We start from the raw sequence: 12,680 nt of genomic DNA, 5'->3' as shown, positions 1-12,680 counted from the left end.
TAATCTATTGTATGCTAAAATAGAAGTACTGCACTATGATTGACGGAATATTAGCGCGATTGCGTAAAAATAAAAAAGGGTGGTCATGTATGGGTTTTCAGGATTGGATGTCAGATAAGTTATCACAAAAGGAAATTAAGCAGCTTTACAAGGAAGTTGAGAAAATCGAAGCTTTAGAACCGATGATGAAAGCGAAGTCAGACGAAGAACTACAGGCGATGACAGGTATCCTGAAGGATCGCTACAAAAAGGGTGAGACACTAGATGACTTATTGTATGAGTCATTCGCGCTGGTTAGAGAGGCTGCAGTCAGAACGCTTGGGAAAAGACATTATCCGGTTCAGCTACTTGGGGGGATCGTTTTACATCAGGGTAGAATCGCAGAGATGAAAACCGGTGAAGGTAAAACAATGGTCGCTACCCTTCCTTCTTTCTTAAATGCGCTGACTGGTGATGGCGTTCACGTCGTTACCGTCAATGATTACCTGGCAAAGCGTGACAGAGACTGGATGGGTAAGGTTCACGAGTTCTTGGGACTTACTGTAGGATGCCTGACGAATGATGTGCAGGGCGAAGAACGAAGCTTGATGTACATGTGCGATATCACATACGGAACGAACAACGAATTCGGTTTTGACTACCTAAGAGACAATATGGTAGTTCATCAGGAGCGATTGGTTCAAAAGAAACTGAATTATGCGATTATCGATGAAGTCGACAGTATCTTGGTCGATGAGGCGAGAACTCCTCTGATCATATCCGGTAACGGAAGAAAATCGACAAATCTATATGGCCTTGCGGATCAGTTTGTCGTTACACTAAAAAAAGAAGTTGATTTTTCGATTGAAGAAAAAGAGAAGTCGATTGTACTTACGGATGAGGGCGGTGTTGTCAAGGCAGAGAAGTTCTTTAACATCGAAAACCTTTCTGACCCTGAAAACATGGAGCTTTCTCACCATATCAATCAAGCGCTGCGTGCCAGATTTACCATGAAACGAGATGTAGACTATGTCGTTAAAGATGGTGAAATTCTTATTGTAGATGAATTTACCGGTCGACTCATGAATGGACGTAGATACTCCAACGGACTACATCAGGCGATCGAATCCAAAGAAGGTCTTGAAGTACGTAGAGAATCGCAGACGCTTGCGACGATTACACTTCAAAACTACTTTAGACAGTATAACAAGCTCTCTGGTATGACAGGTACAGCGAAAACAGAGGAAGATGAATTCAAACATATCTACGGTATGGACGTAGTCATCGTACCGACCAATAAACCCATCGCGCGTGTCGATATGCAAGATGTCGTATTTAAGTCGTTAAAAGGCAAGTACGATGCTGTCATAGAGGAAATCACTAACCGTTATCAGTCGGGACAGCCTATACTTGTCGGTACGATCACGATTGAGGTTTCTGAGTACCTAAGCAGTCTGCTTAAAAAACGCGGCATCAAACACGAAGTACTTAATGCCAAGCATCACGACAGAGAGGCTGAAATAGTCGCTCAGGCTGGTCGCTTCGGTGCGATAACGATCGCTACAAACATGGCCGGTCGTGGTACGGATATCATTTTGGGTGGTAACCCGGAATTTATGGCCTTAAAAGAAATGAGAAAACGCGGTTACAGTGATGATGTGCTCAATAAAGTCACTTCGCCGCTTGATTACCATGATGATGAGATAAGGGCTGCAAAAGAAATTTACAATACGATCTTCTCAGGTTTTAAAGCCGAAACGGATATTGAAGCCGAAAAGGTGAAAAACGCCGGCGGACTCCATATCATAGGTACAGAACGTCATGAATCCAGACGTATCGACAATCAGCTTAGAGGCCGTGCCGGTCGTCAAGGTGACCAGGGTTCGACTCAGTTTTATATCTCCTTTGAAGATGATTTGATGAGACTCTTCTTGTCTGACCGTATCAAGGGTATGGTAGATAAGCTCGGTATGGAAGACGAGATGCAGATTGAAGCGAAGATGCTTACAAAATCCATTGAAGGAGCCCAGAAGAAAGTCGAGGGTCGCAACTTTGGTATCAGAAAGCATGTTCTTCAGTATGACGATGTCATCAATAAGCAACGTGAAATCATCTACGGCGAAAGACAAAGCGTACTTCGCGGAGATAATTTAAAGGATCATATATGGACGATGGTTGAGGATGTGATAGACTCTATCGTCGATCAGCACACTTCGGCGTCTCAATATGTCGATGACTGGAACTTAAAAGCGCTTGAGGATCACCTTCACCAAGTGATGTTTGTTGAAAGGATGGAACTTCCTTTTGATGCGAACCTTACTGTTGAAGATCTAAAAGCGAAAGTCATTGAAAGGGCAAAAGCTTTCTATGATAAGCTCGAATCAGAGATTCCAGAAGAAAAGATGAGAGAAATTGAACGCTATGTGCTTCTTAAAGTTGTGGATGATAAGTGGATTGACCATATCGATGCGATGGATCAGTTAAAACAAGGTATGAACCTTCGCGCGATCGGTCAGCAAGATCCAGTTAAAACATATCAGATCGAAGGATTTGACATGTTCAACGAGATGATCCACAATATTAAAGAGGACACTGTAAAAATGCTTTTCCATGCTTCTGTAAAGACAGAAACAAAACGTGAAGAGGCTGCGGTGATACAGGCGTCACATCAAGGTGATCTGCCTAAGAAATCGGTAAAACGCAAAGAAGAAAAAGTGGGTCGAAATGATCCATGTCCGTGTGGCAGCGGTAAAAAATTCAAAAAGTGCCATGGTATTGATCTTTAATACCAATTAAAAGGAGGGATTACATGTTAACTTTTGAACGTGGTAAGCAAACGCTCAAAATACTTCATGAAAATTTACAAGATCTGAGTGTTTCACTTTGACTCAGCTCGGCTGAAAATGAGACTTGAAACAATTGAAGCAGCACTTGTCGACCCAAGTGTTTGGAGCGATCAAGCTAAATCGACCGCTCTAATGAGAGAACAAAAGGATGTCCAGCGGATCTTGGGTATGTACGAGTCGCTGGTGACGCAATATGAAGAACTTGAAATGCTATGCGAGATGGCCCTTGAAGAAGAGGACGACAGCATGGAGGCGGAGTTTGTCGAAGGACTTGCTACGCTGGATAAGACGTTAAAAAAAGCCAGGCTCGAAGCGCTCCTTTCGGGTGAGTACGACAAGCAAAACGCTATTTTGTCAATTCATGCGGGTTCTGGCGGTTTAGATGCGAACGACTGGGCTGAAATGCTTTACCGCATGTATCTCAGATGGGGTGAAAGACGCGGCTTTAAGGTTGAAATACTGGATTATCTTAAGGATGACACGGCAGGCCTGAAAAGTGCGACGATCAGATATAGCGGACCAAACGCGTACGGCTTTTTAAAGTCGGAAAAAGGCGTCCACAGGATTGTTCGCATATCGCCCTTTGACTCATCGGGCAGAAGGCATACTTCTTTCGCAGCAATCGATGTGATTCCGGAGCTTGATGACGAGGAAGCGATCGATATCAATCCTGTGGATCTTAGAATTGATACCTTTAGATCTGGCGGCGCCGGCGGTCAGCATGTCAACACAACGGATTCTGCAGTAAGAATCGTGCATTTACCGACTGGTGTTGTAGTACAATGTCAGAACGAAAGGTCTCAGATTAAAAACAGAGCAACAGCGATGAAAATGCTGATGGCGAAGTTGATTGTCTTAAAAGAGCAGGAACATAAGGAAAAAATTGAAGATATTCAAGGCGACTTTTCGCAGATATCATGGGGCAGCCAAATAAGATCATATGTCTTTCATCCGTATCAACTGGTCAAGGATCACCGAACTGGTGCAGAAAATGGACAGTTGCAAAATGTGATGGATGGCGATATCGATCTGTTTATCGATGCCTACCTGATAGGTGAGAAAAGTGATGACACCGACGAAATTTAGACTTGACACACCGCCAGCTTATGAGGCGGTGTGTTTTTGCTAGGAGAAGAATGATGAAACGCATGTTTGAACAGATTGCTAAGGAACTCAATATTGGAATTGGACAAGTTGAAAAGACAGTGGAACTGATCGACGAGGGGAATACAATTCCCTTTATCGCCCGTTATAGAAAAGAAGTCACCGGCAAGCTCACCGATACCCAACTTCGCGAACTTGGTGACAGACTTACTTATTTAAGAAGTCTTGAGGACAGAAAAAGCGAAGTGACAAGACATATCACTGAACTTGAGCAAATGACTCCCGAGCTTGAACGTGCGATTTCAAAGGCAGAGAAACTATCGGAGCTTGAAGATATCTATAGGCCCTTTAAGCCAAAGCGAAGAACCAAAGCGACAATCGCGAAGGAAAAAGGATTGGAGCCGCTTTCAAACATCCTATTGCTGCTTTCGGATGAAGTTAAGATCCGCCATGAGGCAGAGAGGCTGATTGATGAGGAAAAGGGTATAAATACCGCCGAGGATGCGATTGCAGGCGCGATGGATATTGTAGCAGAGCACATATCCGATATGGCCAGTGTACGTGACGCTTTTAGAAAAATCTATGAAAGAGAAGCGATGATCGTGACTGCTGTCTCAAAATCAGGTGACGAAGCCGCAACATATACGATGTACCATGATTATCAGGAAAATGCCATGAAGATGCCTCCGCACAGAATTTTAGCGGTCAACCGCGGCGAACGGGAGAACATCCTCAAGGTGAAAATGGATCTGGACCATGATAAGGCCGTTGAAATGGTCGGTAGTGGTGTTTTAAAAGATATGTTGAAAAATCAATTTGTGAACAGTGCCTTTACGGATGCCTATAAGCGTCTAATCAGTCCTGCGCTTGAACGTGAGTTAAGAAGCGCGATGACGGAAAGGGCTGAAGAACATGCGATAGGCATATTTGGCGTCAATCTGAAGCAACTATTGATGTCACCTCCACTGCGTGGAAAGGTTGTGATGGGTTTTGACCCGGCATACAGGACCGGCTGTAAGATTTCTGTGATGGATGAACTTGGAAAAGTGTTGGAATACACGACGATTTTTCCGACAAAACCTCAGATGGATATTGAAAAAAGCGCAAAAATCATGAAGCAGTTTATCGAGAAACACAAGGTGGATCTTATTGCGATAGGCAATGGGACAGGTTCACGTGAATCAGAACAGTTTGTCGCAGATGTGATTAAGTCGATCGACCGCGAAGTGCATTACATGATCGTCAATGAAGCGGGAGCCTCGGTCTATTCGGCGTCGCAGCTCGCATCTGACGAGTACCCGGATATCGACGTATCGATCAGAGGGGCTATTTCTATTGGTGCGCGTGTACAGGACCCCTTATCTGAACTTGTAAAGATCGATCCAAAATCCATAGGTGTAGGTCAGTATCAGCATGATGTTAACCAAAAAAGGCTTACAGAAGTACTAGACGGTGTGGTTGAAGATGCGGTCAACAGCGTTGGTGTTGATATCAATACAGCTTCAGAGTCGTTACTGCGACATATTGCGGGAATCAGTAAGACGACTGCGAAGAATCTTGTCTCTTATCGCTATGATAAGGGCGAGTTTAAAACCCGTAAGGAAGTACTGAAGGTTAAGGGGATCGGTCAGGCTGCGTTCAATCAGGCGGCTGGATTCTTGAGACTTCCAACTGGAAAAGAAGCGCTTGACCGTACTGGTGTACATCCCGAAAGTTATGAAGTATGTAAAAAATTGATGGAGATATTGAAGATTGATCCTAAGATGATAGGCGTTGAGGCACCGAATGCCCAGGGGCTCGCAAATCTGTATGGTATGAGAAAACTCAAGGAAGAGCTCGATATCCATATGATCCTACTTGAAGATTTGCTTAAAGAGCTTGATAAGCCCGGTCGTGATCCCAGAGAAGACATGGCGCCGCCGATACTTAGGAGCGATGTGCTGACCATCGATGACTTGACCGACGGAATGGAGCTGCAGGGGACTGTCAGAAACGTAGTCGATTTTGGCGCGTTTGTGGATATAGGCGTTAAGCAGGATGGTCTGGTTCATATTTCGGAGTTGGCGAACCGCTTTATCAAGAAGCCGATGGATGTGGTTAGTGTTGGTGACATTGTTACAGTACGAGTGATAGGAATTGATGTCAAACGTCAAAAAGTCGCCCTCAGTATGAAGCAGGTCGGTAAATAGAGTTTAAAATTATTTGACAAGCCTTAAAATTATTTTGTAAAATTTGAGAATTTAGGTATAATGATAGTGACATTATACAATTCTAAAGGAGAGATAATATGAAAAAAGGCGATTTTATTTGGTTGTTGGCTCTTGCAGCTGTCGTTGCATTTATGCTAGTGCCATCCACTCAGGTATACTTTAACAAGTGGACACATGATGTTCCTTATGTAATGGGTTTTGTTAAATTTGCGATTTTGGCTACGATGGGTGAGCTGATGGCGATTAGAATCGTCAAAGGCGATTACTCGAAGCCAGCCGGTCTTATTTGGCGTATCGTCATCTGGGGTGGCATCGGTATGTTGATCACCTTGATGTTCAATGTGTTTGCCGGCGGCGTTATTTCGGCTCAAGCAAAAGGGTACCTACCTTTTGAAGGGGTGCAACTTGCTTTTGCATTCTTCACAAGTGCCATCATGAACTGTTTCTTCGCACCTGCCTTTATGGGCCTGCACAAGTATACGGATACTTACCTTGACCTTAAGGCTTCACGCAGTGGCAAAATTTCGATTTCTGACATCACTGCTGCGATTGACTGGGATGGATTCATTTCGTTTATCGTGCTGAAGACGATTCCGTTTTTCTGGATTCCTGCACATACGATCACATTCATGTTGCCTGCCGAATACCGAGTGATGGCGGCTGCGTTCTTATCGATCGCACTTGGAGCGATACTTGCGTTCAGTAAAAAAGTAAAAGTGAAGACAGCATAAGTTCAGGCTGATCTAGTAAATTCAAAAACCGTGCTGATGCACGGTTTTTTTTGTTCGCTCCGGCCGCTTTTTTACAAAGCCTTGTAAATGTCGCTATGTACTTCATTTATACGCCACATAGTGATATAATCATATGTTGAACACACAATTTTGAAACGAGGGCATTGTATGAGAATTCATGCTAAAAATGAAGAGATGATGATGCATGTAGGGCATCTGATAGCGGGTAAGCTTTCCAAAGGGGATGTTGTCGCCTTGATTGGCGATTTAGGTACAGGCAAGACCACGCTTACTAAAGCGATCGGTGAGGCGCTGAATATACCTGGGTATATGGCAAGCCCGTCTTATAATATTGTAAACGCGTATGAGTGTTCGTTAGGACCTTTATATCATGCGGATGTCTATAGAATCGATACGATAGACTCGTTAGATGAAATCGGATTTTTCGAGTACCTGCATGAGGGTGGAATAGTTCTGATAGAGTGGGCTGACAAGATTCTTGATGAGCTGAAGGTCGAAACCGATCAGTTGATTCTGATTACGATTGACAATCATGAAGAAGGTCGAATACTCGAATTAAATGGATATAAATCGTTTGATTTTGAGATAAAGGAGTAGATGATGTTACTTGCAATTGATGCAACGACTAAGACAGCAAGCTGCGCGCTGTCTAAGGATGGAATGTTATTGGCGTTCACGACACTTAACAGCAAAAAGACGCACTCGCAGACCCTGTTGCCGCTGATCGATCAGATTTTGAAACAGTGTGATGCGAAGGTATCTGATATCCGTGGAATAATCGTAGCGAACGGACCAGGCTCATTTACAGGGCTTAGAATCGCCTTGTCGACGGTTAAGGCACTGGCGCATCCGTTTAACACTCCTATTTACGCGGTTTCCACACTAAAGGCGCTAAGCTACCACGGAAAAAGGTTCAGCGGACTGGTTTGCCCTATTCTCGATGCAAGAAGGGGACAGGTATACACGGCTGTCTATGATCATCAAGGAGCCGTTATAAAGGCTGACACATGGAAGATGGTTGATCTGCTTGAGAAACTTGAAGGTAAAAAAGTACTTTTTGTGGGTGACGGGGTTCCTGTTCATCGTGGATTGATTTCGGATATACTCGGTGAAAGCGCCTATTTCGGTGACCAAAGGGAAGTTTTAAACACTGCGATTGGTCTATTTGACGCTTACGAACAGGGTGATTATACCTTGAGCGACTATAAGTCGCTTGAAGCCGATTATTTAAGAAAACCTCAGGCGGAGCGTGAACTTGAGGAGAAGTCCAAATGCTGATACGTGATATGACTCTAGGTGATTTGGACGGCGTGATGCTTGTTGAATCCTTATCTTTCAAAACGCCATGGGATAGGGCGTCCTTTGAGAGTGAGCTGACACTTAATAGACTGGCTCGGTATATGGTCATTGAAGTAGATGGTGTGATCGTCGGTTATGCGGGCTATTGGCACGTTATGGATGAAGGACATATCACCAATGTAGCGATCCACCCGGCTTTCAGAAAACATGGTTTGGGAAAGGCTTTGATCGCACATTTAGTAAATCGTGCCGTTTCTGAGGAAATCAATCACTTGACACTTGAAGTACGTGTATCGAATGAGCCTGCAATCGCACTTTATAAGGGCTTTGGATTTGTCAGTCGTGGAGTGAGACCGAAGTATTATCAGGATACAGGAGAAGACGCTCTTATCATGTGGGCCGATCTAAGAGGAGATAAGCAATGAAGATACTTGCCATAGAGACGAGCTGTGATGAAACATCGGTCGCAATCGTTGAAAACGGTAGAACTATTCTATCAAGTATAATCTATTCGCAAATAGAAATTCACAAATTATATGGTGGTGTGGTACCAGAAATCGCATCGAGAAACCATTTGGATAAAATCGCACACGTCATAGACCAGGCTTTAGAGGCAGCAGGTCTTGAGTTTGATGAAGTCGATGCGATTGCTGTGACAGAGGGTCCTGGACTTGTAGGAGCGCTGCTTGTGGGTGTGAACTATGCCAAAACCCTAAGTTTTGCCCTAGGAAAACCCCTGATACCTGTCAATCATATCGAAGGACATATCAGTTCTGTACTGCTTGAAAATAAAGAACTCGAACCGCCATACATGTGTCTTGTGGTATCAGGCGGGCATACCCATCTTGCTATTGCAAAGTCCTACACCGAGTTTGAGGTGATCGGCAGGACGCGTGACGATGCGATAGGTGAGGCGTATGATAAAGTGGCTAGGACCTTAGGACTGCCGTACCCTGGTGGACCATATGTCGATCAACTCGCAAAAGAAGGAAACCGTGAGGCGATTCATTTTAAAAGAACTTTTTTAGAAAAGGATTCCTATGACTTTAGTTTTTCAGGTATCAAGTCAGGAGTGCTCAACTATCTGAACCAGGCAAAGCAGAAAAACATCGAAGTTGTCGATGCGGATGTTGCTGCCAGTTTCCAAGAGGCGGTCATCGAGGTCTTGGTGACAAAGGCTATGGACGCCCTAGCCGACTATGAGATGGATACCCTTGTTGTCGCAGGTGGAGTCGCTGCCAATTCAAGACTTAGGGAGGCGCTCACAGAGGCGATCTCAAAAACGGACTGCAGAGTCTACTACCCTTCATTGGTGCTTTGTACAGATAATGCCGCAATGATCGGAGCAAGCGCCTTTTATCATAGCAAGGAGCATGTAGGATGCGACCTCGCACTGAATGCGACACCAAATCTTAGACTTGGAGAATAGAGCTATAACTATAAGAAAAGGACAGCGATGGAGTTCGCTGTCCTTTTAAACGTTTACATATCACTCAACTGTTCGTTGATTTCTTCCCACTTCTCATATAATTCCTCTTGTGTGGTTTTCAGCTGTTTCTCTTCTGACAAAATCGCCTTTGTCTTTTCAGGATCGCTGTAAACCGCTTCATCGCATAGCTCGTGGGCGATTTCTTCTAGGCGTGTTTCGGTAGAGTGTATGATTGCTTCGATTTCACTTACCTGTGATTGAAGCGATTTTTTTTGATTGATCATCTGTCGTTCTTTTTTCTTGTCCTGTCTCTTTTCAGTCTTTGTGACAAGTGGCTTGTCCGGTTCGTCTTTTGCGGCCAAGGCAGCTTTCTTTTCTGTGTAGTAGCTATAGCCTCCGTGATAAAGCGTCAGTTCATGATTGTCGATTTCTAGGATCTGGTCACAGATCTTATCAAGAAAATACCGGTCATGAGAGATGACGATCATGGTACCGTCATACGAGCCAAGCGCGTCTTCGAGCACCTCTTTACTGTAGATGTCAAGATGATTTGTCGGCTCATCCATCATCAAGAAGTTAGAGTCGGTCAAGAAGAGCTTTGTAAGCATGACCCTTGCCTTCTCGCCGCCGCTAAGCACTTTGATCGGCTTGAAGACATCATCGCTTGTAAACAGGAATCTACCTAAGAGGGTTCTTATATCCACTTCATCCATCAAAGGGACGAAATTATGAATTTCTTCGATAATCGTGCACTCGGGATCCAGATCTTCCATACTTTGATCATAGTAAGCGCAAAGTACTTGGTGACCAAATTTGATCTGACCTTCATCAAAATCCAGAGAACCTTCAAGTATTTTGAGTATGGTTGATTTGCCCGTGCCGTTATGTCCGATCAGTCCGATCCGTTCACCCCTAAACACGTTGAAGGAAACATCGCGTATGACTTCTTGTTCGCCATAGGATTTACAAAGATTTTCGACATGGAGGACTTCGGTTCCAGAACTCAAACCAGCCTTCAGATTCAGCTTCATCTTATTGTCGCGGCTAGCGACATATTCAGGAGTTTCCAGTCGTTCTAGGCGTTTTTCGCGGCTTTTCGCGCGCTTAGCCAATTTTTCGGTTCCACGCTGCTTGAATTTTCGTATGAGTTCTTCTTGTTTGGCGCGCTCTGACTGAGCCTTTTCATATTGACGCTTCAGCTGTTCAAGATGTGCTTCCTTTTTCTTTTTGAAGACCGTATAGTTGCCATCGTAAATCATCGTATTGCTATTTTCAATTTCCATGATTTTGGTGCATACGCTATCTAAAAAATACCTGTCATGCGACACTAGCAGCAATGTTTTTGGATACTGCTTCAAGTAGTTCTCAAGCCAACTGGTCGTAGCGATGTCCAAATGGTTTGTAGGTTCATCAAGAATAAGGATGTCGGGCTCGTCGATCAGAAGTCTGGCTAGCTTAAGTCTTGCAAACTGGCCACCGCTTAAGGATTTAACAGCGCGATCATGTGATTCGTCGCCAAACCCTAGGCCATTTAGAATACCCCTGACCTTTGATCTGAATATGTATCCCCCTTGCTGTTCGAAGCTGTGGGATAAGGCTTCGTACTTGCTCATGAAGATTTTAAAATCTTCATTGTCTGTCTTAAAACTAGCCATTTCATGTTCCATGGCAGTTAGGTTCTCTTCTAGAGACAACAAATCTTCGAATGCGGACATGCAGTAACTGAGTAATGTGTAGTCCTCATCCAACTCATCGGTTTGCTTCATATAACCTACCTTGAGTTTGCTGTCCATATAAATCATACCGCTATCTGGTTCTTCAACACCTGCAATAAGGCGTAATATGGTTGTTTTTCCAGTGCCGTTACGGCCGATAAGTCCCAATTTGTCTTGTGCGTTTATCGAAAATGAAATCGAATCCAACACAGTTTGTTCGTAATATGCTTTTTTTATTTGACTAAATGATAATGCAATCACTGAAATCACCTCCATACAAGTTTAGCAGAAAATCATATTATGTGATAGTGCCCGACTTAAAAAATCATGATATATACCTTGAGAGCGCTATGTTTGGGGTGGTTGGATGTTTGACAGTGTGAAAACAGGATGCTATAATTTTTATTAGGTAAATAAATTATCATTTAACGAACATTAGATAGAAAGCAATGCTTTCAAATAAACAGTAATGGGTGGGTGTAGCGATGAGCGAAAAAATTTCAAGAGCGGTTATTAAACGTTTGCCAAAGTATCACAGGTACTTAAAGGATTTGCTCGAGAAAGATGTTAAAAGAATATCTTCTAAGGAACTTTCAGAAATCATGGGGTTCACAGCGTCACAAATCAGACAGGACTTAAATAATTTTGGCGGATTCGGACAGCAGGGATACGGCTACAATGTAGAGGAACTTTTTTCTGAAATCGGTAGCATATTGGGTCTTGTAAGCGATTATAAGACAATCATCATCGGAGCCGGAAATCTTGGACAAGCTTTAGCGAATTACACAAGTTTCGAAAAGTTCGGATTCAATCTGCAAGCGATGTTTGACCTTAACCCACGTCTCATCGGTATGAAAATACATGATGTAGAGGTGCTTGATGTAGAAAACATCAGCGAATATTTGGAAAAAGAAGCTATAGACATCGCCTACATATGCACCAACAGAGATGCGGCACAGAACGTTGCAGAGAAGCTAGTCAACAATGGAATAAAAGCCATCTGGAACTTTGCTCCAATCGATTTAAAGGTCCCAGAAGATGTCATCGTGGAAAACGTTCACCTAATCGAAGACCTATTCACAATCTCATACTTCCTAAAGGGAGCGAGTAAGTAGTAATAAACAAAACTAGACGAAGTCTAGTTTTTTTATTACCGCCCCACCGGCCAGGATAACTTATTTTGTTATTCCGTAGAGGTGCATAACCTCTTAGAGCTCTTTAACTAGACGAAGTCTAGTTTTTTTATTACTACAATGATATCCAAACTGCGTTCGGGTGATATGCATGAAATGCATGAAATACACTTCGTGTATGATATAGCCTTCGGCTATTAGATATGCATTTGC

At 43.5% G+C, this 12,680-nt stretch carries 10 protein-coding genes; 9 read left to right on the top strand and 1 reads right to left on the bottom strand.

Translation table 11 applies throughout. The features are described 5' to 3' along the window. Nucleotides 1-89 precede the first annotated feature (89 nt). The 8 genes from secA to tsaD all read left to right on the top strand — a co-directional run bounded on the left by secA (nt 90) and on the right by tsaD (nt 9,619). Nucleotides 90-2,765 (top strand): preprotein translocase subunit SecA, encoded by a 2,676-nt coding sequence (secA, locus tag DWB64_RS04610; RefSeq protein ID WP_164980236.1) that lies wholly within the window; start codon nt 90-92, stop codon nt 2,763-2,765. Nucleotides 2,766-2,788: 23 nt separating this feature from the next. Next, a protein-coding gene (gene prfB, locus DWB64_RS04605) for a peptide chain release factor 2 (RefSeq protein WP_371682595.1) occupies nt 2,789-3,911 on the top strand; the annotation gives its coding sequence in 2 pieces (ribosomal slippage) (nt 2,789-2,860 and nt 2,862-3,911; 1,122 coding nt in all). A 53-nt stretch (nt 3,912-3,964) separates the two neighbouring features. Further along, entirely contained in the window at nt 3,965-6,118 is a 2,154-nt protein-coding gene (locus tag DWB64_RS04600) for a Tex family protein (protein WP_164980235.1), read from the top strand. 98 nt (nt 6,119-6,216) lie between these two features. Next, on the top strand, nt 6,217-6,870 hold the full coding sequence (locus DWB64_RS04595; RefSeq protein ID WP_129487023.1) for a hypothetical protein: 654 nt from the start codon (nt 6,217-6,219) through the stop codon (nt 6,868-6,870). A 168-nt stretch (nt 6,871-7,038) separates the two neighbouring features. Next, a complete protein-coding gene (gene tsaE / locus DWB64_RS04590) occupies nt 7,039-7,488 on the top strand; it encodes a tRNA (adenosine(37)-N6)-threonylcarbamoyltransferase complex ATPase subunit type 1 TsaE (protein ID WP_129487022.1) in 450 nt (149 codons plus the stop codon). 3 nt (nt 7,489-7,491) lie between these two features. Then, entirely contained in the window at nt 7,492-8,169 is a 678-nt protein-coding gene (gene tsaB, locus DWB64_RS04585; protein WP_164980234.1) for a tRNA (adenosine(37)-N6)-threonylcarbamoyltransferase complex dimerization subunit type 1 TsaB, read from the top strand. After that, complete coding sequence (gene rimI / locus DWB64_RS04580) at nt 8,163-8,615, top strand: ribosomal protein S18-alanine N-acetyltransferase (RefSeq protein ID WP_129487020.1); 453 nt, start codon at nt 8,163-8,165, stop codon at nt 8,613-8,615. Before tsaB ends, rimI begins: the two co-directional genes overlap by 7 nt. Next, the gene (gene tsaD / locus DWB64_RS04575) at nt 8,612-9,619 is read left to right on the top strand and encodes a tRNA (adenosine(37)-N6)-threonylcarbamoyltransferase complex transferase subunit TsaD (RefSeq protein ID WP_129487019.1); all 1,008 of its coding nucleotides are present in this window, start codon (nt 8,612-8,614) and stop codon (nt 9,617-9,619) included. The genes rimI and tsaD overlap by 4 nt, the downstream gene beginning before the upstream one ends. Before the next feature lie 53 nt (nt 9,620-9,672). On the opposite strand, the gene DWB64_RS04570 is transcribed toward tsaD, so the two are convergent. Then, the gene (locus DWB64_RS04570; protein WP_164980233.1) at nt 9,673-11,595 is read right to left on the bottom strand and encodes an ATP-binding cassette domain-containing protein; all 1,923 of its coding nucleotides are present in this window, start codon (nt 11,593-11,595) and stop codon (nt 9,673-9,675) included. A 224-nt stretch (nt 11,596-11,819) separates the two neighbouring features. Here DWB64_RS04570 and DWB64_RS04565 point away from each other — a divergent pair, with 224 nt between their 5' ends. Beyond that, a complete protein-coding gene (locus tag DWB64_RS04565; RefSeq protein ID WP_129487017.1) occupies nt 11,820-12,449 on the top strand; it encodes a redox-sensing transcriptional repressor Rex in 630 nt (209 codons plus the stop codon). The last annotated feature ends 231 nt before the right edge of the window (nt 12,450-12,680 follow it).

It is taken from the genome of Fusibacter sp. A1, assembly GCF_004125825.1.
Taxonomy (GTDB): domain Bacteria; phylum Bacillota; class Clostridia; order Peptostreptococcales; family Acidaminobacteraceae; genus QQWI01.
This window is presented reverse-complemented; position numbering and strand designations above follow the sequence as displayed.

What these genes read in the sequence shown, in the direction of transcription:
- secA (WP_164980236.1), top strand. Translation starts at nt 90, where the DNA reads ATGGGTTTTCAGGATTGGATGTCAGATAAGTTATCACAAAAGGAAATT.
- DWB64_RS04600 (WP_164980235.1), top strand. Translation starts at nt 3,965, where the DNA reads ATGAAACGCATGTTTGAACAGATTGCTAAGGAACTCAATATTGGAATT.
- DWB64_RS04595 (WP_129487023.1), top strand. Translation starts at nt 6,217, where the DNA reads ATGAAAAAAGGCGATTTTATTTGGTTGTTGGCTCTTGCAGCTGTCGTT.
- tsaE (WP_129487022.1), top strand. Translation starts at nt 7,039, where the DNA reads ATGAGAATTCATGCTAAAAATGAAGAGATGATGATGCATGTAGGGCAT.
- tsaB (WP_164980234.1), top strand. Translation starts at nt 7,492, where the DNA reads ATGTTACTTGCAATTGATGCAACGACTAAGACAGCAAGCTGCGCGCTG.
- rimI (WP_129487020.1), top strand. Translation starts at nt 8,163, where the DNA reads ATGCTGATACGTGATATGACTCTAGGTGATTTGGACGGCGTGATGCTT.
- tsaD (WP_129487019.1), top strand. Translation starts at nt 8,612, where the DNA reads ATGAAGATACTTGCCATAGAGACGAGCTGTGATGAAACATCGGTCGCA.
- DWB64_RS04565 (WP_129487017.1), top strand. Translation starts at nt 11,820, where the DNA reads ATGAGCGAAAAAATTTCAAGAGCGGTTATTAAACGTTTGCCAAAGTAT.